The sequence below is a fragment of the Marinobacter sp. genome, assembly GCF_048269445.1.
GTDB lineage: Bacteria > Pseudomonadota > Gammaproteobacteria > Pseudomonadales > Oleiphilaceae > Marinobacter.
In genome coordinates this window covers 134,195-155,052 of record NZ_JBLXIQ010000005.1, presented here as the reverse complement: position 1 = coordinate 155,052, position 20,858 = coordinate 134,195, and the positions used below count along the sequence as shown (strand labels likewise).

Sequence of the window (20,858 nt, the reverse complement as noted above, 5' to 3'; positions counted from 1 at the left end):
CATTGCTCAGGTCGGAGGCAAGTATGTCCAGAGTTTGTCAGGTTACCGGAAAGCGTCCGGTATCCGGTAACAACGTTTCCCACGCGATGAACCACACTCGTCGTCGTTTTCTGCCGAATCTGCAGAACCATCGTTTCTGGGTTGAAACCGAGAAGCGTTTCGTGAAGCTGCGCGTATCCACCAAGGGTATGCGCATCATCGACAAAAAAGGCATTGACGCTGTGCTGGCCGATCTTCGCGCCCGCGGCGAGAAATTTTAAGGAGCCGCATCATGCGCGAGAAAATCAAGCTGGTATCATCAGCAGGCACTGGTCACTTCTACACGACCAAAAAGAACAAGCGTAACACTCCGGAAAAGATCGAGATCAAGAAGTACGATCCGGTTGTCCGCAAGCACGTTGCGTACAAGGAAGCCAAGATCAAGTAAACTCTGATCCGGCACCCACAAAAAAGCCCGGCCAATGCGCCGGGCTTTTTTGTCGCCAATAACCGCCCTCAGAATTTTTCCAGATACCCCTCCGGCAACGCCACTTCCATGGCAATAGGCAGATGGTCTGACATCGGATAGCTGACCACCTCCGCGCGCCGAATTTCCAGCGACGGGCTCACCAGAATGTGATCCAGGGCCTTCTCCGGTCGCCAACTGGGGAAACTGTGGGCGGTATCCGGCAGAGGCACCAGGTTGGTCTCTTTTAGAGGCGTCTGGGTCAGCAACTGTTCAGCGTGGGCATTCATGTCGCCCATCAGAACCACATGCTGGTAGTCCGCAATCAGCTCCCGGATGTAACCCAATTGTCGTTGCTGGGCCGCCTTGCTCAGGGAAAGGTGCATTAACACCAGTACGAGCGGGTCATGTTCAGTTCCGTAGCGGGCAATGATGGCGCCACGGCCTGGTATCAGCCCGGGTAGTTTGTGTTCGGTCACATCCAGCGGCCGGTATCGGCTGAGCAGACCGTTACTGTGCTGAGCAATCTGACCGAGATTGCGGTTCAGCTGCTGGTGCCAGTAAGGAATGCCCGCAGCCTCGGCCAGATACTGCACCTGATTTATGTAACCACTGCGCAAGCTGCCACCATCGCATTCCTGCAAGGCCACGACATCGTAGTTGCTCAGCAGTGACGCAATGCGATCCAGGTTTTCGATGCGGTTGCGGTGGGGCAGGAAGTGTTGCCAGCTACGCGTGAGGTAATGGCGGTAAGAGGAGGTATTGATGCCCACCTGAATATTGAAGGTCAGCAGCCGAATGTACCGGTGTGGTTCGAATTCCGGCACATGTTCGGTTCCGGAGCAGGCACCCCGGGGCCGGCCGGCAGGCCCCAAAATGCCATTCAACTGCTTTCGGATATGCTTGTACATAATGGCGGTCTCAACCGGCCGGCTGCTCGCGGTATTCGGGCTTCAGTCTCACTAATGAGGCCCTATTCAGCACTCTCGTGCTCTTTGGCGACTAGATAATCCAGCACTTCCAGAACAGCTTCATGGCTGCCAGCCATGGACGCACTGGTTCGGTACTTGCCATTTACCAGCATAGTCGGTGTTCCGGTGACCCGCGCACCACGAATCTTGGCCTGGGCCTTCTGCATCAGCGCATTCACACCAAAGCTTTTGTAATTGGCCAGAAACTCGTCCCGATCCACACCGTAACCCGCAACGAAATCCGCCAGCGCTTCCGGCGTATTCAGCGGGCGGCGCTCGCCGGCAAGAGCATCAAACAGGGCATCGTGTACCTTGTCCAGTTCACCCATGACCTGCAGGGCATAGAAAGCATAGGCATGGGGCTCCCAGTTCCGCCCGAGAGCAGCGGGAATCTTGACAAAATTGACGTAGTCCGGCGCATTGGCCTCCCAGTTCTCAATCAGTGGCTTGAAGTTGTAGCAATGCGGGCAGCCATACCAGAACACTTCTGCCACCTCGACCCCAGACTGACTGCTGGTAGGCACAGGTGTCTCCAGACGCTCGTAGTGCGTACCCTCCGTCCACTCTGCGGCACTGGCAAAGCCAGAAACAGACAGAACCAATAGGAGCAGGAAGGCGGCTCTGAAATATCGAAACATGGAAAATCTCCGGTTATTTGAATGTCGTTATAGAAGGATTATGACCCAGCGAAGCTGAAAAGTTCCACACGCCCGCTGTTACAGTATCGACAGGGACAAAAAACCCCGCACGAGGCGGGGTTTTCTGGAGCAGACCCAGCGGATCAGTTAAGACCGGAAATGTAACTGGAGACCGCTTCGATTTCAGCATCTGTCAGCTTTGACGCCACATCCATCATGATGGCCGCATTGGCACCGGCATTGCGGGTACCTCCACGGTAAGCTTTGAGCTGTTTGGTCACGTACTCAGCGTTCTGGCCGCCCAGAGCCGGATAACCGCCTGGCTCGTTGCCGTTGCCTTGAGGGTTATGACAACCGGCACAGGCAGGGACGCCAGTGGCCATATTGCCACCACGGTACAGTGCCGCGCCCGCATCAATCAGATCCGGATTTGCCTGGCTGACAATCATGTCCTGATTGTCAAAATAGGCCGCCAGATCCAGCAGTTCCTGGTCTGACCTGTTATCCAGCAGGCCGGTCATTTCCGGAATGACCCGATCACCCGCCTTGATGGCCACCAACTGGCTATAAAGGTACTTTTCGCCCAGACCGGACAGCTTCGGGTAAACACCCATGACAGGCTTCTGGCCACCCTGGCCATGACAACCGGCACATACCGCTGCGTTCTGTTCGCCTGCCTGAGGATCTCCTGCCCCGTGAGCCACCGCTGTGAGGGCAACACCGAGAACAACTCCTGCGATCAGTTTTTTCATGCTCGCTCCGCTTCTCTCATCTTTTAAGGGTATTCTTCGTTATGCAGCCGGCAGGCGCTGACCAGTCAGGCTCAAAACCGGGGCTGACAGCGGTCGCGCGCAGCACGCCGCCCGGAATTGGTGTAGCATTATACATTAATCCCTGATAACTGAAATCCAAAGGAAAGCCAACCGCTGTGGACCCTGATCTGACTCAAAAAACCGTCTCTTTTAACAGCGCCCGTTTCCTGGTCAGCGCCTCCCGCCTGGACGAATGCCCGCCGGATATCGGCGCTGAAGTTGCTTTCGCCGGCCGCTCCAATGCTGGTAAGTCCAGCGCTCTCAACGCCATTACCATAAACGGCAAACTGGCGAGAACCAGCAAAACCCCCGGCCGCACCCGCCTGATCAACTTTTTCTCCCTCAACCGGGAGCAGTGTCGTCTGGTGGATCTACCCGGATATGGTTATGCCAAGGTCTCCAGAGACATGAAGGATGACTGGCAAAAGCATCTGGGGCATTACCTGAACGACCGCCGCTGCCTGCGCGGGCTGGTTCTGGTGATGGATATCCGCCACCCGCTGACCGATTTTGACCAAATGATGGTGGAATGGTGCGAACATAACAACCTTCCGCTGATGATTCTGGCCACCAAGGCGGACAAACTGAAATTCGGGCAGGCCAAGATCGCCATGATGGGCATCGCAAAAAACCTGAAGGCATTCACCTGTGTGCAACACCTGATCATGTTCTCTGCGACGTCAAAACGCGGTGTTGAGGAATGCCGTGGGGCACTCACGAACTGGCTCGAAGCCGTTTAACTGGAAACCGCTTAAAGAGTTCCACCGGGCTCGATTCGGTAACCCAGGTCGATGAAACGCTCGCCCATGGCTGCCCCAGACAGGCGGGCAATCAGGGCCTCGGCGGCTCGCTGGCCCACCTGCTCCCGCGGCGTAATCACGCTGGCCAGTGCCGGCACCATGACCTGGCCAACATCGTGGCCGTGGAAGCCGGCGATGGCGATCTGCCCCGGCACCGGAATACCCCGCCGCTGACATTCGAAAAAGGCACCAATGGCCACGTCGTCGTTGGTGCAGAAGATAGCATCGGTATCCGGTGCTTCAGTGAGGATGCGCTCCAGCAGTGTAGCGCCAACGCTGAAGGAAGAGCGCTGTTCGCTGCGCAACGTAACCGGAGCCAGCCCGTGCTCCTCCATGGCCCGGGTGTAACCTTCCTGGCGTTGCAGCGTACGGGCATCCAGCCGGACTGCCAGGTACACCACATGACGGCGGCCGCGGCGAATCATTTCCCGCACCATGTCGTAGGCCGCGAGCACGTTGTCAAAGCCCACGGCCTGCTCAAAGGGCGGCGTGTGGGTGTCCATGATTTCCACCGTCGGAACGCCCGCGGTCCCCAGCATCCTCAGTGTTCGATCAGTGTGCTGGCTCTCAGACAGAATAACGCCGTCGACGTTGTATGACAGCAGCGCGGCCAGACTGCGCTCTTCCATCTCCCGACTGTAACCATAGTGGGCCAGCATCAGGTGATAGCCGGCCGGCTCGGTGACCGATTCAATGCCCTTGATGACATCGGCGAAGACCTGGTTGGTGAGTGATGGCAGCAACACTCCGATGGCATGGCTGGTGGACTTGGACAACAGGTCGGGCGCCCGGTTCGGGATATAACCCAAAGCCTCAGCCTCGGCGAAAATCCGTTCCCGCATGTGCTCGGACACATTATCGCCGCCCCGAAGGCACCGGCTCACGGTCATCTTCGTGGCACCGACCCGATCGGCAATATCCTGCAATGTGGGGCGTCTCTTCTTCACCATTCGGTTTCCTGGTAACAATCCGGGCTCCATCATACGCGAGCTCGCGCCATTCAGCTTTCCCGCGACCAGTCCGGGGTGTCCAGGGCTGACAGACAACGCTCGACAATCCGGTCCGGCAGTTCGGAGACATCCATGGTAATCGCTTCCTCGTCCGGGTCCGGCTCCTGCAGGGTACGGAACTGGCTTTCGAGCATGGTTCGACCGTTGAAATAGTGCTCCTCACGACTGGCGTGCCGGGACCAGATGGTCTCCATATCGCCCCTGAGGTAGACAAACTGCAGCGACGGATTGCCCGCCCGCAATCGGTCTCGGTAGGCCCGTTTCAGGGCCGAGCACGCCAGTACAAGGCCCTTCTGCTCACCCCGGACCAGCTCCGCGAGATCGTCCAGCCAGCCACTGCGATCGGCATCGGTCAGCGGAACGCCACTAGCCATCTTGGCCACATTGGCCTGGCTGTGGAAGTCGTCGGCGTCGAAAAACCTTATGCCGAGCCTTTCCGCCAGCCGGGTGCCAATCAGACTCTTGCCACAACCGGACACGCCCATGACGATAACTTTGCAAACACTCATGTTATTGCCACCACAATGCCAGTTGTGGAAACGCAATCAGCAGGGCAAGGGCGACGATCTGCAGGGCAATAAACGGCAACAGCGACCGGAAGATTTCGCCCAGGGTGATGTCCTTGGGCGTCACCGTCTTAAGGTAGAACGCCGCCGGACCAAAGGGCGGTGACAGGAAGGACACCTGCATGTTCATGCAGAACACCACACCGAACCAGATCGGGCTGTAGCCCAACTCAGTCACGATGGGCACGAAAATCGGCATGGTCAACAGGGCCACCCCGACCCAGTCGAGGAACATTCCCAGAATCAGCAGAATCAGCATCATGAACAGGATGGTGGTCAGGCCATCGCCGCCGCTGACAGCAAAGACCATCTCGCGGACGAAGTCGATACCGCCCATCAGATTGTAAACGCCGACCAGAGCGGTGGCGCCAATGCCGATCCAGATGATCATGCCGCACACCCGAAGGGTGCTGATGGTAGCCTTGCGCACCATGGGCAGGGACAGTTCGCCACGAATCCAGGTACTGATGGCAATACCCATGACACCCAGCGCCGATGCTTCGGTAACCGAAGCCACCCCGCCATAGATACTGCCCAGAACCACCACCACCGAGAGAATCGGGAACAGCAGGGCCTTGAAGAAATTCGGCGCCGGGGTGTCCGGTTGATCCTGATCAGAGGGGATGGGGGCCATTTCCGGCTTCAGCCAGACCCTGACCAGCACATAGCCCATGTAGAGCAACGCGAGGATCAACGCCGGGAGGAACGCGCCCTTGAACAGATCACCAATGGAGACGTTCGCGGTCAGGCCGTAGATGATCAGGACAATGCTCGGTGGCAGCATGGTGCCCAGGGCACCACCGGCACAGGTGGTCCCAATGGCCAGTTTGCGGTCATAGCCCAGGCGCAGCATCTGCGGGAGGGCCAGAATGCCCAGCAACACGGTTTCGCCGCCAATCACGCCTGACATGGAGGCCAGGATCACCGCTACCACCAGGGTTTGCAGGGCAACACCGCCGCGCAGTTTCCGGCCAAAGCGGGCCATGGCATCGAACAGGTCCCGGGCGATGCCGGAGTGATCCAGTAGCGACGCCATCAACACGAACATCGGCACCGCCAGGAAAACGTAATTGCCAATAAAGCTGTACAGGCGACTGCTGACAATCGGCAGCGCATCCGGGCCAAACCAGCCCAGGGCAAAGACCAGAGCCACCAGGCCGGTGGCGAAGGCCAGTTGCATGCCGGTCAGCAACAGCACAACCAGCATCAGCAGCATGAGCAGGCTGCCGTAGCCAATCCCGAGAGAAGCCAGCTCAAACATCGTCTATTTCCCTGGTTGGAGCCGGGCGGCGCAGATCACGAATCAGATGCAGGACAAACTGGAGCGTCATGATGACGATCGCCACGAGAATGATCACTTTCAGAAAGGCGGGAAAGGGTGGATTCCAGGCCGACCCCGAGGTCTCCAGGCGCCAGGCACCCCAGGGTGCCCGAACGGCGCCTTGTGCCATGAACCAACTGGCGTAGAGCATCATGCTGCAGAACGCCAGCCCGAACAGATGGTGAACCACCCGAAGCCAGCGCTGGATCCGGGGCGACACAGCGTCGTAAATCAGCACGATGCGCACGTGCCGGTCGGTTGCCAGGGCATAGAGTCCACCCAGTACGAACAGGGTGGCGCCGGCAAAAGTCACTGTTTCGTGCACCCAGAGTGTCGGCGAGTTGAGCACGTATCGCTGTACGATCTCGTAGAACGACACCAGAACGATCACAGCGAACACCAGGCTCAGCCTCTTGCCCAGCCAGACGATAGCCCGGTCGAGGCGGGTAAAGCCGATATCCTCGTCGGATTCGGGCAGCAGATCACCATGGTCCGGATTGAGCTCCGGCCCGGAGGAAAGGTTTGCAGCAGACATAATGAACTCCGCGCACCGGGCCGGTTTGGCCTGCCCGGTTACTGGTTACGGGGCATCGTCCTCAGAGCAGGCCCTGGGATTCCAGGTAGCCGGTCACGGACTGGTAGACTTTTTCAGCATTCGGGGATTGCTCGGCGTAGATTTCCCACTGATCGCGGGCAATCGTCCGGAACTTCCGGCGCTCTTCGGCCGACCAGTCATGCACGGTGATATCGGGGTTGGCCCGGGCTTTCTTGACGGCCTTCTTGTCCGCCATGGCCAGCTGGGTGCTAATGTCCTGGGCAAAGTCCCGCGCTGAGACGGTCATGATGGCCTGAATGTCCCCCGGGAGTTTTTCCCAGTCTTTCAGGTTCATGGCAATTTCGATCAGAGGAAGGGAATGAAAGCCTGGATACACCGGATGGGCAGCAATCTCGTGCAGGCCGGCTTCGTGATTGGTGGAAAACACCGTGTAATCGGCGGCATCGATCACGCCCTTGCTCAGTGCGGTATACACCTCAGAGCCCGGCAGATTTACCGGAGCCGCCCCGGCGGCGGCAAACACGGACTGTACCAGGCCTTCCGGTGCCCGCATCTTGAGGCCTTTCAGGTCTTCGACGCCATCCAGCGGCTTCTTCGAGACAAACGACTCCAGGCCGGTACCACCGCCGCCAACAAATTTCACACCGTAGGGTGCATAGAGCTCGTTCATCAACTCATAGCCACCGCCGTAGTAGATGTAATCGATCAGCTGGTCCGGGCTGGACCAGGCACCCACGGTATTGCCAATGAGTCCAAACGCGGGGTCTTTGCCGGAAAAGTAGCCAGTTACGGACACATGGCCGTCAAGGACACCCATGTTCATGGCACCGAGGGTTTCGGTGTGACTGACCACACTGCCCACGGGCAGCAGATCAATGGCCACGCGGCCGCCGGTCATTTCCTCTACGCGGTCAGCCCATTCCTGCTGAATCTCGAAATTCTTGACACCGGAGGGGTCGGAAGACTGGAACTTGAAGGTGTAGTCCGCGGCGAAGGCGTTGAAAGCAAATGTAGCTGACAACAAGCCAGCAGCGAGTCTGGTCGGGAACATAATCGGGTCTCCTGATTGTTGTTGTGCCGGCGCATGTTACCGGTAACATATTTAGCGTATCGAATTCGGAAACCACTTACAAGGGTGTTTATTGATCAAGGAGCAGGAGCAGAAACGGCTGGAAATAAAAAAGCCGGTCTGCAAGAAAGCAGACCGGTGAAACGTCAGGGTTTGCGACGTGCTAAAACCTGAGAACTCACTCAGGAGACGCGAGGAATGTCCGAATTCCTAACGTCTACTACTTGGAGGGAGGGATTCGACGAAAGTTCCAGAGAAGATCATTTTTTGATCATCTCTTCGGCTATCACTTACCCGACGCTGCGTTTTTACCCGCCAAACTGGTCTCAGGAAGCGATGGCCGGTACTTTTCTCTCAGAGCCATCACCTGATCACGATAGGCTGGCGTCAGGTAGGGAATCTCAAGGGTAAGCACCTGGTAGATACCCTGCTTGAGTTCGGTCAGTGTCAGGCAGGCCGATTCCTCGGCCGCATGGGCCGTTTTCAGGAACGCCATCCAATTGGTGATCACCAGCCAGACATTTAACGACATGGCCGAACGCAGGTCATCCTCCTGAGGCTCAATAATTCCGGCTTCTGCCAGCTTCTCAAAGATGCAACTGATCGACGCCAGACAGCGATTGGTGAACTCCCGGTAGTCCTGGCGCAGGCGCTGGTCGCCATCCAGCAAGTACTCCAGGTCGCGATGAAAGAACCGGTAACTCCAGAGCCCATCAAAAACCGACTCGAGGTAGAACGTCATATCATCGAGCGTCATGGCCCGGTCTTCCGGAATATCCAGGTAGAAATCCACCAGCTTTTCGTATTCCAGGAAGATCTCGTAAATGATGTCTGACTTGTTGCGGAAATGGTAATAGAGGTTACCCGGCGAAATCGCCAGGTGAGCCGCGATATGGTTAGTGGTAACGTTACGCTCGCCCCGCTCATTGAACAGCTCCAGGCTACAGAGCAGTATTTTATCTCTTGTCTTCATACACTCTTCGGCATTTGTTGTTGTGCGGCTCACAGATGGCCCGATTCGCCAGCCACCTTCGCTTGACTCACTAGAGTATATACTCTAATAATACCATCAGACGCAAATTGAACACTTTTTCGCCAGCCGTTCAACCCCCTGAATAACAGGCTGCCGACTGAAACCAGATTGGCGCCACACAAGGAGAGAGCACCATGGGAGCCACCGTCGTCCAGCTCACTGAGAGCAAGAAACATATCCAGCATACCCACCGGGTGTTTGAGGATCAGAAGAAGGCATTTCGCAACAACCCCATGCCTTCTCTGACCGAACGGCAGGAGAACCTGAAACGCCTCAAGCGTGTGCTGCTGAGCAACCAGGACCGACTTCTGGATGCCATTGACCGTGATTTCAGCTGCCGCTCAAAGGACGAGTCCCTGATCGCTGAGGTAATGCCCTCCATCCAGGGCATCAATTACACCCTCAAGAATCTCAGTGGCTGGATGAAGCCGTCAAAACGCCATGTTTCGGTTCTGTTCCAACCGGCCAGCAACAAGGTTCACTACCAGCCCAAGGGCGTGGTCGGTGTGATCGTACCCTGGAACTACCCACTGTATTTGGCCGTGGGGCCATTGGTCGCTTCCCTGGCTGCGGGCAACCGCACCATGATCAAGATGTCGGAATACACCCCGCACACCTCAGCATTGTTCAAGGAGCTGATCGAAGCCAGCTTCCCGGAAGATCTGGTGTCGGTGATCAATGGCGAGGCCGATGTGGCGGCAGACTTTTCGTCACGTCCGTTTAATCATCTGCTGTTCACCGGGTCCACTTCGGTGGGTAGGCTGGTCATGAAGGCCGCAGCCGAAAACCTGACCCCGGTGACCCTGGAGCTGGGCGGCAAATCGCCGGCGATCGTGTCACCGGATGTGCCGATGGAGGATGCCGCTCAGCGTATTGCTTTCGGTAAGGCATTCAATGCGGGACAGACCTGCGTGGCCCCGGATTACGTGCTCTGCCCGGCCGATCGGGTTCAGGCTTTTGTGGACGAGTTCCGGGCCCGTTTCTCGGAAATGTATCCGAGCCTGCGGGATAATGATGACTACACGGCGATTATCAACGAGCGCCAGTATGATCGGCTGCAGGGCTACCTGGAGGATGCCCGGGACAAGGGCGCGGAGCTGGTGGAGATCAATCCGGCCCGTGAGAATATGAAGGATGGCACCCGCAAGATTCCGGTGACGCTGGTTCTGAAAACCACACCAGACATGAAGCTGATGCAGGATGAGATCTTCGGCCCGATTCTGCCAGTGGTGGGTTATGGCAGCCTGGATGAGGCCATCCATTACATCAACGACCGTCCGCGGCCGCTGGCACTGTATTTCTTTGGTTATGACAAGGCGCAACAGCAGCATGTTGTGGATAACACCCACTCGGGCGGCATGTGCATCAACGATGCACTGATGCACGTGGCTCAGGATGATCTGCCATTTGGTGGCATCGGAGATTCCGGTATGGGGCATTACCATGGCCGCGAGGGTTTCCTGACGTTCTCTCATCACCGGGCTATTTTCACCAAGCAGAAGTTCAACAGCGGCAAGTTTGTTTATGCGCCCCATGGAACGGCGGCGCACAAGATGGTTTATAAGCTGTTTATCCGCTAGATTCCGGCTTTGGGAGTCTGTCGAGGGCTGGTATCACTTTCCGAAACACGCCGTTAATACGTCCCTGTAGGCTTGAGCAAAACATCCCTGTTTTGCACAGTTTCGGAAAGTGATACCAGCCCCCGACGATCAGGCGCTTTCCCTGCCCTCAATAAAATAAAAATGAGAAACCATCCATGCACGAACCAAATCCCCATAATTCAAACCAGTCTCAATTCCTGGACCTGGACCGCCGAAGCTTTCTGAAAACCGGGCTCGGAGGCGCCCTGTTGCTGGGTACTGTCAGTGTGACCGCCGGGCTGAGCGGTTGTGCCACGCAGCCGACCGGCAGGTTGAGTGCCGTGGGCACCCGGATGGACGCCAGCTATCAGTTCCGCTTTCTGACCCGGGATGACATCACACTGTTCGAGGCGCTGCTTCCGGCCATGATTGGTCCGGGGTTACCGGAGCAGCCGCAGGCCCGGAATATCGCCATCGCAGGGACGATTGAACGTATTGATGCCGGGATCCACAATTTCGGGCCAGCCAACCAGAAAGAGCTGCGCCGGCTGTTTGATCTGCTGAATTTCGGGCTGACTCGGGTGACCATCGCCCGGGTCTGGTCCAGCTGGCCGAATGTGACAACCGCAGAGGCAGATGCGTTTCTGGAGCGCTGGCGTACCAGCGGTATTGGTCTGTTCAACAATGGCTACATTGCCCTCACCAAGGTCAGCAACGTGGCGTTTTATGGTCATCGGGATTTCTGGCATTTGTCCGGTTATCCCGGGCCGCCACCGCAGGCGGTCGATGCCCTCCCCCAATTCAACAACGCCTGATTTCCAGCTGATCCGAAGGAGCCAACCATGTCATTAACTGATCGTATTGCCCGAGGTCTGGAATCGGGCTGGAAAGTCACCGATGGTGCCAGCCTCACGGAGAACCTGACCACGGAAGCGGATGTTGTGGTTATCGGAACCGGAGCCGGTGGCGGCACCACCGCAGAGATTCTCGCCCGCAGCGGGCTGTCCGTGATTCTGGTGGAAGAAGGCCGGCTTTATTACCAGAAAGACTTCAAGATGGACGAGCTGACCTCCTACGCCAACCTTTACCAGGAGGGCATGAGCCGGGTCACCCGCGACGGCGCCATTGCGATTCTTCAGGGCCGCTGCGTGGGCGGTTCCACGACAGTCAACTGGACCAGCAGTTTCCGCACGCCGGATGCCACCCTGAATTACTGGGCCGACCAGTTCGGCCTGGACGAACTCCGACCGGCGGCCATGGCCCCCTGGTTCGACGGCCGCGAGGAGCGGCACAACGTTGCACCCTGGCAGGTCGCCCCAAACGTCAACAACGACATCTTGCGCCAGGGCTGCGAGAAGCTGGGCTATAGCTGGAAGATTATTCCCCGCAACGTCAAAGGCTGCTGGAATCTGGGCTACTGCGGCGTCGGCTGCCCAACCAACGCAAAACAGGGGGCGCTGATGACCACCATTCCCGGCGCCCTGGACAACAATGCCCGACTGTTTCACAGCCTGAAGGCCGACAAACTGGTGATGAGCCAGGACCGAATCGACCACCTCCAGGCCACAGCCTTCGCCAGCGATGGCATAACGCCAACCGGGATTACGGTAACGCTTAAAGCCCGACACTTCGTGGTCGCCGCCAGCGCCATTGGCTCTCCGGGACTGCTGTTGCGGTCAAATATTCCGGATCCCGACCGGCGTATTGGAAAACGCTCCTTCATCCATCCGGTCAACGCCGCCGTCGCCCAGATGCCCCAACAGGTTGACCCGTTTTACGGTGCACCCCAGTCCATTTACTCCGACGAGTTCAACTTCCGCAACGGCGTCGACGGCCCGGTGGGCTACAAACTGGAAGTTCCGCCGCTACACCCGGGCATGGCCAGCGGCGTGATACCTGGACACGGTGAAACCCAGATCAACAGCATGGCCGGGCTGCCCCACATGCAGTCCGTCATCGCCCTGCTTCGGGACGGCTTCCACCCCGAAAGCCCTGGTGGCACCGTCTCCTTGCGGGACGACGGCAGCCCAGTACTGGATTACCCGGTCACCGACTATCTCTGGACTGGCCTGCGGGAAGCCTTCCATACCATGGCAGAAATCCAGTTCGCCGCCGGCGCAGAAAAAGTTCGTCTGATGCACCTGGATTCCGACTGGTACCACACCCTGGCCGAGGCCAAAGCCGCCATTAACCGGCTCCCCATGGAACCCCACCGCGTCCGCCTGTTCACCGCCCACCAGATGGGCGGCTGCGGTATGGGCAACAACTCTGAGAACTCCGTGGTCAACAGCTTCGGCGAGCACCATCACGTCAGCAACCTCAGTGTCCACGATGCCTCGGTTTTCCCGACCAGCATCGGCGCTAACCCGCAGTTGTCGGTCTACGCATTGGCCGCAAGGAATAGCACCAGGCTGGCGCAGAGGTTGGTGGGATAAAAGGACTTGGTCGGGGAGAGTGCCTCTGAAGCTGCCTACAGAAAGCCCAAAAATACTGCTATCCTGAGCGCCTGAAAAGAAAGGAGCTGTGCATGTCCAAAGTCATCTACCCGGGCACCTTCGACCCCATCACCAACGGCCACACCGACCTCATTGAGCGGGCCGGCCGGATGTTTGATGAAATCGTCGTTGCCATTGCCTATAACCCCAAGAAACAGCCGCTTCTTAACCTCGAAGAACGCTGCGAACTGGTCCGTCAGGCAACTGCGCATATCCCCAATGTCAGCGTCACCGGCTTCAGCAACCTGCTGGCAGACTTTGTCCGTGAACAAGGCGCCACCGTGATCCTGCGGGGCCTGCGCGCCGTCTCCGATTTCGAGTATGAATTCCAACTGGCGGACATGAACCGTCGGCTTGCCCCGGAAGTGGAAAGCGTGTTCCTGACCCCCGCGAATCACTTGTCCTACATTTCCTCCACCCTGATCCGGGAAATCGCATCCCTGGGCGGTGATGTGTCAGAATTCGTCGATCCGGCGGTAGAGGCGGCCCTGAAACAGAAGTTTGAACGGGCCTGAGGTCACAAAAAAGCCCCGATACCGGGGCTTTTTTGATCCTGACCGAGGATTCAGAGCAAAGGTGGTAACGGAATTTCCACGCCATTCACATCAACCACCAGATCCTTCATCTGTGCGTCCAGCAACAGTCTGTCACCCTCCTGAACCAGCAAGCCCTGCTTGATCAGCGGCGCCAGCTGCAACTGCAACTCTGGATATTTCTCTGCCAGAGCCATGGGCAGGCTCAGATTCATTTCGCCGACCAGGCGTTGCATCACCATCAGCATCTCAGCTTTCTGATCTGCCGTCAGCTCCGGATGGGAGATCTGGGCGTTTCCGGTTACCGCGCCTTCCGGAGTTGTTATATACAACTCCGGAAAACCCACGGAAAAGCCGGCCGCCGCCAAATTCCGTACGGCGGCATTGATCTGCTCCATGGCTGCCATCTGCCGATCAAACTGCTCCTGGCCGCCCGAAGCCTGCGTAACCGCCAGTGCCTGCATCGCCGACAGGCTTTCTGTAAGGGCACTCCAGGCAGCCACTTCCAGCCCCTCCAGAGCGAATACCAGCCGTTGGGGACCATACGCCTGATCGGAAAAGGCAATATCGGCAACCTCGAAGGCCACCCGCGAATCCAGACGCTCGCCATTGCCGACGGACTCACTGCTGCTCTGAACAGAAATGCCGTTCAGAGCAACCGGCTGTCCCTGATCGGGCGTGACAGACACTGATTCAGCCATAACTTCGCCAGAGCCGGTCCAGACCTCACCGGAGAGGTGGTTCATGGTCTGCTCCATCCGGAAGTCGCTGATTCGGACATCCATTTCAGGGCCAGAAAATATCAGTGCGGGCCAGACCACCAGTGCCTCGGCACTGGTGCCCGCGTCACCGATCTCGATTCTTGCCAGACCGCCACTGGAGGCCAGAGACTCGCCCGTCCCGGAATCCGTAACCGACATGCCCGGCACTTCCAGCTCAAAGGTCGCAGTCCCCCAGAGTCGAGTCTCCAGAGTCAGCGTTGGATCTTCTTCGGGAAACCAGTCCATACCCTGTGCAGACCAACCATCGACCGGCTCAAAGTCTATCAGGCTGCCTGTCACTCCATGGGTCACATCCGCCCGGAAAGCCACCCGGTTGGACTCGCCCGTTTCAGGATTCAACAGGCTGACTGACGCCCTCAGCTCTGAACCGAGAAAGCCCCGGCGATACTCCTCTGTCTCCAGCTTCAGGAATGGCTGAGCACTGTTGACCTCTGCCGCGGCCTGCTGCCACTGCTGTTCGGTGACATAACCCACCAGCCACGGCAGTCCACCGGCCACAACCAGCACTCCGGCGCCGGCAATCATCCATTTGGCATTCAAAAGCATTCTCCGTCGGGGAAATCAGTTTTTTCCGGTCAACCGTTCCAGCAACACCAACTGGGCCGCCAGGCGCTCCTCACCCTCGGCGGGCTGGTTCTGGATGTAACTGCCGTCCGGTTGCAACACCCAGGACTGACAGTTATCGGCCAGGTAGGTGTCCAGATCTTCGCGAACACGGGCCGCCAGGGCCGGGTCGTCCAGGGGAAACGCGGTTTCCACACGGCTCAGCAGATTGCGCTCCATGCCGTCGGCGCTCGAGCAGTAAACATCCGGCCTGCCATTGTTGCCGAAGTAGTAAACCCGGGTGTGTTCGAGAAAGCGACCAATGATGGACTTTACCCGGATGTTATCGGACAAGCCCGGCACCTCCGGGCGCAGACAACAGATGCCACGGATGATCAGATCAATTTTCACTCCCGCCTGGGAAGCCCGGTATAGGGCCTTGATCATCTGGATCTCGGTCAGGGCATTGAACTTGATGATAATCCGGCCTTTCTCGCCATAGTCGGCCTCCCTCTCGATCAGGCTGAGCAAGCGGGAGTGCAGGGTAAACGGAGAGTGAAACAGCTTTTTGATCTTCAGGGCCTTACCCATGCCTGTCAGCTGCTGAAACAGCTTGTTGACGTCATCGCTGATGGATTCGTCACAGGTCATGAAACTGTAATCGGTATACAGGCGGGCGTTGCCAGCGTGATAGTTACCCGTACCCAGATGCACATAGCGCCGCAGCCGACCCTCTTCCCGGCGCACGATCAGGATCATCTTGGCGTGCGTCTTGTAGCCAACCACGCCATAAACCACGATCACCCCGGCTTCCTGCAGCCGGCTCGCCAGCTCAAGGTTCTCCGCTTCACTGAACCGGGCCCGCAATTCGATCACCGCGGTCACTTCCTTACCACGCCTGGCCGCGTCCGCCAGTGCTTCGACCAGTTCGGAGTCCGCCCCGGTTCGGTAAAGGGTCTGGCGAATTGCCAGCACCTGGGGATCCTTGGCAGCCTGGCGCAACAAATCCACCACCGGACTGAAGTTCTCGAAGGGATGGTGCAAAAGAATTGGCTGCTTGCGGATGGAGTCGAACATCGAATCCTTGCTTCGGATCTGCTTGGGAATCGATGGTGAGAAGCCGGAATAGGTCAGGTCCGGCCGGTCTACCAGGCCACCGACAGCCATCAGCCGGGTCAGGTTAACCGGGCCATGGACCTGGTACAGATCCCGCTCGGTAAGACCAAACTCAGTCAACAGGAACTGGACCAGTTCCTGGGGGCAGTTGTCCGCCACTTCCAGTCGAACGCCGTCGCCGAAACGGCGGCTGAGCAGCTCGCCTCGCAGGGCTGAAGCCAGATCTTCCAGGTCATCCTCAAGCTCAAGGTCGGCGTTACGTGTCAGGCGGAACTGGTAGCAGCCTTTTACTTCCATGCCCGGGAACAGCTCGTCGGTATGGGCATGAATCATGGAGGACAGGAACACCAGGTTCTCTCCACCGTCGCACACGTCATCCGGCAGTCGCACCAGTCGCGGCAGTGACCGGGGAGCAGGCACGATCGCCATCCCGGTTTCACGGCCAAAGGCATCTTTGCCATCCAGCTCAACAATGAAGTTCAGGCTCTTGTTTACCAACCGGGGAAACGGGTGCGAGGGGTCCAGCCCGATGGGACTGACAACCGGCAGAATTTCCTCCTCAAAATAGTTACGAACCCATTCGGCCTGCTGCGGCGTCCACTCACGGCGTCGCACAAAATGGATGTTCTGCTGTTCCATTTCGGGGATCAGGACATTATTGAGGATGTCATATTGTTCGTGGATGTAATCATGGGCAACACGGCTGATTTCCGCCAGCGCCTGATCCGGCATCATGCCATCGGCACCAATGGTCTCACGGCCGTATTTCATCTGCTGTCGCAGCCCGGCAACACGGATCTCGAAGAATTCGTCCATGTTACTGCTGAAGATACAGCAGAAGATCAGGCGGTTAATCAGAGGATGGGTAGTATCCAGAGCCTGTTTGAGCACCCGGTAGTTGAACTGCAGTTGGCTCAGCTCCCGGTTGAAGTAATTTTCATTAGCGTCCAGGTTTACCTCTTCGCCCAACGGGGGAACTTCCACGGGCGCAGGCACGCTCAGTTCACCGCTTTTCGCCTGGTTCTTGGCAGTTTCCGTTGTCATGTATCCTCGGTTCCAGTGTTGTTCACCGTCGCGTGTTTGCACGCCGGCGATTGGTTTGTATCGGTTGTCAGCCTTGTCGTTCCCGCATCAGCCGGGCCGCACGCACGGCAAAATAGGTCAGGATACCGTCGGCGCCCGCGCGACGCATGGCCATCAGGCTTTCCATCATCACCGCGTCGCCGTCCAGCCAGCCATTCTTTGCCGCTGCCATGTGCATGGCGTATTCGCCGCTGACCTGGTACACAAATGTCGGCACCTGCAATTCCGTTTTCACCCGATACACAATATCCAGGTACGGCATACCTGGCTTGATCATCACCATATCGGCACCTTCGGACAGGTCCATGACCACTTCGTGCAGCGCTTCGTCGCTGTTGGCAGGATCCATCTGGTAAGTGGACTTGTTGCCTTTGCCGAGATTGGCTGCCGAACCCACCGCATCGCGGAAAGGCCCGTAATAACTGGACGCATACTTGGCAGAATAGGCCAGGATTCGGGTATTCACATAGCCAGCATTCTCCAGGGCATCCCGAATGGCACCGATCCGCCCATCCATCATGTCGGAGGGGGCAACCACATCGGCACCGGCATCGGCATGCGAGAGAGCCTGACTGACGAGCGCTTCAACAGTCACATCGTTGAGAACGTAGCCGTCGTTATCAATGATGCCGTCCTGGCCGTGGGTGGTGAATGGGTCCAGCGCCACATCGGTGATCACGCCCAGCTCCGGCTGCGCTTTTTTCAGAGCCCTGACCGCCCTCTGGGCCAGGCCATCCGAATCCCAGGCGCCAGAACCGGAAAGGTTCTTTTTCTCCGCGGAAACTACCGGAAACAGGGCAACGGCGGGAATTCCCAGATCTACCAGCTCAGTTGCCTGTTCAACAAGAAGATCGATACTCAGGCGTTCAACCCCCGGCATGGATGGCACCTGCTCGCGTTGGCCCTCGCCTTCCAGTACGAAAACCGGATAAATGAGGTTGTCTGGGGTGAGCTGGTTTTCCCGAACCAGCCGGCGCGAAAAATCGCTGGCCCGATTGCGACGCAGACGGGTAGTTGGGAAAGCTCGGGGAGTCAGATTCTGCACGGACAACCTCCTGAATGACTGAACAAAAAGTCTGATGAATAATCCCGGCGTCGGTCCGGCGCCACTTACGTCATCATACACGGCCAGCGCCGCCGGTTGCAGACTCCCTTAGCAGGTTAATCCGATTTGATGACAGGGCGATTACCGGATTGAATCCAGCGCCTCGGCACGGATCCGTTCGGTTTCGTTGAAGTGGCTCGCCCTGAGGCGATCCAGCGCCTCCTCCCGCTCCTTCGCCGCCAACCCGGACGACATCAGGCGATCCCGTTCCACGGAGTACCCCTGCCAACGTTGGTCCCACACCTGCTGTTCCTTTTCAAGCTGCGCCAACCGGTCCGCTGCTTCCACTCCGAACGCCTCCTGTCGCCAGGCATGAAGTGTCCGGGGATCGTCCGCAAGCTGCTGACGCACCTGCTCATACTCGGTGAATTGACGGGTTTCTTTCCTGGCCTCACGGAGCGGTCCCGGTAGCGAAGATTCGGCCTTGCGAAGGGCTGCAACCTTCTCTTCAGCCGTCAGCGTTTCGTCCCGGGCAACTCGGCGTTTTTCCATCTGAAAGCGGTCAACCGCTTCATCATCGGCAAAAAAGGCCTCCGCGGTAGCGGCGTCCAGCCAGGTTCGGCGCAGGGCATGGATCTCGGTCATCCGTCGCCGCATCTCATCCGGGTCAAGGCCAGTCACATCACCATAGGTCTGTTCAAGTTCCGAAACGGCCAGTTTGTAATCGAGATAAGCACCGAGGGTTGCCAGGGCCTGGGATCTCGCCGGTTCTTCGAGCACTACAAGGGCGGACTCGATACGGGCCACCAGCTGTTCCAGAGACTCCTCCCCCAGGGCAGACAGAAAATACTCGAACATCTGGCGTAAATGCGGGGTGGGCATCAGATTGCCTAATCGGTCTGTTCTGGCCCAGCCGCCCGGAACAGACGTACCTGTCAGGGAAGAAGGCAGAGCTTCCGGAATCGTGGCAGCCGACGACTCGCCAACCAGCTTCGAGGGCGCAGTCTGCTCGCCGGAAAACCGTTGTTCCGGAATCACGACCGATTGCCCATCTTGATTGAGAGCGTCGGTTGGCGGGGTGGCTTCCTGTGGGTCAGTGGTGGACAGCCAAAGTATGGCAACAACTGCTATTATCACCGGCAAAGTAACGCAAAATCGGATAAAAGACTTCATGGCCAGGGGCGGGTCCGGAATCAGTGGGTGACTGGCGCCTTGCCCCGGTTAACAGGACAGGATGGTATTGACCGAGGATAAACCAGGCTGGCTGGCTATAACGAGACCGACATCAAAAACAGAGCCGGGGCGAACCCACCCCGGCCTGCCCGGCTGCCATTCAGAGGGACCGGTTGTTGAAACCGACGTCCACTTTGCGCGGGGAATCAGAACGGAAGGTGGTGTCAACTTCCTGTATCTTGCCGCCGTGGTTCAGAAATGCATCAATGTCTGCCTGCAACTGTGCGCGAATCCGCGCACGGCCGGCAATGGAGTGGTTGTCGTCACCTTCACTGGCCCAGCTCGCGGACTGATCCAGGTTGCTTTCGTCGAATTCACCCATGATCTTTTCTCCATCAACGAAAACAGATTGTCGAGTGCTGCGCCCCTGCAGGGGGCCTCACTCCGTGTCGACGAACGACCGCCTGCGGCTTCGTCTTGGCGTCTTTATAATCTGCTTTTTGTGAGTACGCCATTTGCTGGCAACGACTTTTTTGTTATTTTTTGTAACATGCCATAACACCATGAATATAATGCCTTAATTTGCCATGTGTTGAGAGCCAGCAGAATTGACATAAATAATGAATAATGATTCACTTCTTACAGGGAGTCGTAATGGCCTATCGAGAAACAGAGAAAATGCGTCAGCGTAAGGCCGAGGCGCGAAAACGGATTGTGGAATGCACCTACCAATGCGTTGAAGAGGGTGGATTCCGAAGCGCGCGAATTACCCGCATCGCCGGCCTCGCAGGCGTAGCGACGGGAACCATTTACCGGCACTTTGAGTCCAGGGAAGACCTGTTTGCGGAAATATTTCGGCTGGCCACCCAGCGCGAAGTCGACAAGGTTGCCGAGGCACTGGCCACCTCAGGAAACGCGACCGAGAGGCTGGAACGGGCTCTGAGACAGTTCGCGGAACGAGCTCTCAGGGGCCCAATGATGGCTTGGTCCCTGATCGCGGAGCCGGTGGACCCGAAAGTGGAAGAGGAACGGCTGGCCTACCGGAAGGCCTACGCCAACCTGTTTGAGGAAGCAGTCCGGGATGGCATCGCAGAAGGTTGCATACCGGATCAGGACGCACGCCAGAGCAGTACCTGCCTGGTCGGCGCTATCGCAGAAAGCCTGGTTGGCCCGCTGTCGCCAACCCAGACCAGCCAGCCGGCCTGCGCAACTACTGACAACAACGACTTGCTGGTCGATTCCATCATCCGCTTTTGCATGCAGGGGTTGACCGGCACCAGGAGGTAG

The 20,858-nt window shown here is 57.8% G+C and carries 22 protein-coding genes; 8 read left to right on the top strand and 14 right to left on the bottom strand.

Translation table 11 applies throughout. From position 1 onward, the window contains the following. Window positions 1–23: 23 nt before the first annotated feature. Together rpmB and rpmG are read left to right on the top strand one after the other, a co-directional pair. Window positions 24–260: a 50S ribosomal protein L28 gene (rpmB, locus tag ACN0XM_RS12230; protein ID WP_099618617.1), complete on the top strand. Its 237-nt coding sequence runs from the start codon at window positions 24–26 to the stop codon at window positions 258–260. An 11-nt stretch (window positions 261–271) separates the two neighbouring features. Then, a complete protein-coding gene (rpmG, locus tag ACN0XM_RS12225) occupies window positions 272–427 on the top strand; it encodes a 50S ribosomal protein L33 (RefSeq protein WP_008173465.1) in 156 nt (51 codons plus the stop codon). Between the two features lie 68 nt (window positions 428–495). Here the strand turns inward: rpmG and ACN0XM_RS12220 are convergent, their stop codons facing one another. The 3 genes from ACN0XM_RS12220 to ACN0XM_RS12210 form a co-directional block, all read right to left on the bottom strand. Continuing rightward, window positions 496–1,356, bottom strand: coding sequence for an endonuclease/exonuclease/phosphatase family protein (locus ACN0XM_RS12220; protein ID WP_417567220.1), 861 nt, complete (start codon window positions 1,354–1,356; stop codon window positions 496–498). 62 nt (window positions 1,357–1,418) lie between these two features. Further along, a complete protein-coding gene (locus tag ACN0XM_RS12215; RefSeq protein ID WP_417567219.1) occupies window positions 1,419–2,054 on the bottom strand; it encodes a thiol:disulfide interchange protein DsbA/DsbL in 636 nt (211 codons plus the stop codon). A gap of 143 nt (window positions 2,055–2,197) precedes the next feature. Further along, entirely contained in the window at window positions 2,198–2,806 is a 609-nt protein-coding gene (locus tag ACN0XM_RS12210; RefSeq protein ID WP_417567218.1) for a c-type cytochrome, read from the bottom strand. 176 nt (window positions 2,807–2,982) lie between these two features. On the opposite strand from ACN0XM_RS12210, the gene yihA reads away from it, so the two are divergent. Further along, on the top strand, window positions 2,983–3,606 hold the full coding sequence (gene yihA, locus ACN0XM_RS12205; protein WP_417567217.1) for a ribosome biogenesis GTP-binding protein YihA/YsxC: 624 nt from the start codon (window positions 2,983–2,985) through the stop codon (window positions 3,604–3,606). 11 nt (window positions 3,607–3,617) lie between these two features. Here the strand turns inward: yihA and gntR are convergent, their stop codons facing one another. The 6 genes from gntR to ACN0XM_RS12175 form a co-directional block, all read right to left on the bottom strand. After that, window positions 3,618–4,616, bottom strand: a complete 999-nt coding sequence (gene gntR, locus ACN0XM_RS12200; RefSeq protein ID WP_417567216.1) for a gluconate operon transcriptional repressor GntR — start codon at window positions 4,614–4,616, stop codon at window positions 3,618–3,620. Between the two features lie 50 nt (window positions 4,617–4,666). After that, window positions 4,667–5,185 carry a gluconokinase gene (locus ACN0XM_RS12195; RefSeq protein ID WP_417567215.1) on the bottom strand — a complete coding sequence of 173 codons (519 nt, stop codon included), beginning with the start codon at window positions 5,183–5,185 and terminating at the stop codon, window positions 4,667–4,669. Window position 5,186: 1 nt separating this feature from the next. Beyond that, window positions 5,187–6,503 (bottom strand): TRAP transporter large permease, encoded by a 1,317-nt coding sequence (locus ACN0XM_RS12190; protein ID WP_417567214.1) that lies wholly within the window; start codon window positions 6,501–6,503, stop codon window positions 5,187–5,189. Next, the gene (locus ACN0XM_RS12185) at window positions 6,496–7,098 is read right to left on the bottom strand and encodes a TRAP transporter small permease subunit (protein WP_417567213.1); all 603 of its coding nucleotides are present in this window, start codon (window positions 7,096–7,098) and stop codon (window positions 6,496–6,498) included. The genes ACN0XM_RS12190 and ACN0XM_RS12185 overlap by 8 nt, the downstream gene beginning before the upstream one ends. A 61-nt stretch (window positions 7,099–7,159) precedes the next feature. Further along, the gene (locus ACN0XM_RS12180; protein ID WP_417567212.1) at window positions 7,160–8,170 is read right to left on the bottom strand and encodes a TRAP transporter substrate-binding protein; all 1,011 of its coding nucleotides are present in this window, start codon (window positions 8,168–8,170) and stop codon (window positions 7,160–7,162) included. A 304-nt stretch (window positions 8,171–8,474) separates the two neighbouring features. After that, window positions 8,475–9,161, bottom strand: coding sequence for a TetR/AcrR family transcriptional regulator (locus tag ACN0XM_RS12175; RefSeq protein WP_417567211.1), 687 nt, complete (start codon window positions 9,159–9,161; stop codon window positions 8,475–8,477). 194 nt (window positions 9,162–9,355) lie between these two features. Between ACN0XM_RS12175 and ACN0XM_RS12170 the strand changes: the two genes are divergently transcribed. The 4 genes from ACN0XM_RS12170 to coaD all read left to right on the top strand — a co-directional run bounded on the left by ACN0XM_RS12170 (window position 9,356) and on the right by coaD (window position 13,811). After that, window positions 9,356–10,801 (top strand): coniferyl aldehyde dehydrogenase, encoded by a 1,446-nt coding sequence (locus tag ACN0XM_RS12170; protein ID WP_417567210.1) that lies wholly within the window; start codon window positions 9,356–9,358, stop codon window positions 10,799–10,801. A 176-nt stretch (window positions 10,802–10,977) separates the two neighbouring features. Beyond that, the gene (locus ACN0XM_RS12165) at window positions 10,978–11,616 is read left to right on the top strand and encodes a hypothetical protein (protein ID WP_417567209.1); all 639 of its coding nucleotides are present in this window, start codon (window positions 10,978–10,980) and stop codon (window positions 11,614–11,616) included. Between the two features lie 27 nt (window positions 11,617–11,643). Beyond that, a complete protein-coding gene (locus tag ACN0XM_RS12160; RefSeq protein ID WP_417567208.1) occupies window positions 11,644–13,236 on the top strand; it encodes a GMC family oxidoreductase N-terminal domain-containing protein in 1,593 nt (530 codons plus the stop codon). Window positions 13,237–13,328: 92 nt separating this feature from the next. Then, a complete protein-coding gene (gene coaD, locus ACN0XM_RS12155) occupies window positions 13,329–13,811 on the top strand; it encodes a pantetheine-phosphate adenylyltransferase (protein WP_417567207.1) in 483 nt (160 codons plus the stop codon). A 50-nt stretch (window positions 13,812–13,861) separates the two neighbouring features. On the opposite strand, the gene ACN0XM_RS12150 is transcribed toward coaD, so the two are convergent. The 5 genes from ACN0XM_RS12150 to ACN0XM_RS12130 form a co-directional block, all read right to left on the bottom strand. Further along, window positions 13,862–15,157 carry a DUF945 family protein gene (locus ACN0XM_RS12150; RefSeq protein ID WP_417567206.1) on the bottom strand — a complete coding sequence of 432 codons (1,296 nt, stop codon included), beginning with the start codon at window positions 15,155–15,157 and terminating at the stop codon, window positions 13,862–13,864. A 15-nt stretch (window positions 15,158–15,172) separates the two neighbouring features. Then, window positions 15,173–17,314, bottom strand: a complete 2,142-nt coding sequence (gene ppk1 / locus ACN0XM_RS12145) for a polyphosphate kinase 1 (RefSeq protein ID WP_417567205.1) — start codon at window positions 17,312–17,314, stop codon at window positions 15,173–15,175. 67 nt (window positions 17,315–17,381) lie between these two features. Next, complete coding sequence (gene hemB / locus ACN0XM_RS12140; RefSeq protein ID WP_417567204.1) at window positions 17,382–18,398, bottom strand: porphobilinogen synthase; 1,017 nt, start codon at window positions 18,396–18,398, stop codon at window positions 17,382–17,384. 141 nt (window positions 18,399–18,539) lie between these two features. Next, entirely contained in the window at window positions 18,540–19,571 is a 1,032-nt protein-coding gene (locus ACN0XM_RS12135) for a lipase secretion chaperone (protein WP_417567203.1), read from the bottom strand. Between the two features lie 160 nt (window positions 19,572–19,731). Continuing rightward, window positions 19,732–19,953, bottom strand: coding sequence for a hypothetical protein (locus ACN0XM_RS12130; RefSeq protein WP_417567202.1), 222 nt, complete (start codon window positions 19,951–19,953; stop codon window positions 19,732–19,734). A 272-nt stretch (window positions 19,954–20,225) separates the two neighbouring features. Between ACN0XM_RS12130 and ACN0XM_RS12125 the strand changes: the two genes are divergently transcribed. Continuing rightward, window positions 20,226–20,858, top strand: coding sequence for a TetR/AcrR family transcriptional regulator (locus ACN0XM_RS12125; protein ID WP_417567201.1), 633 nt, complete (start codon window positions 20,226–20,228; stop codon window positions 20,856–20,858).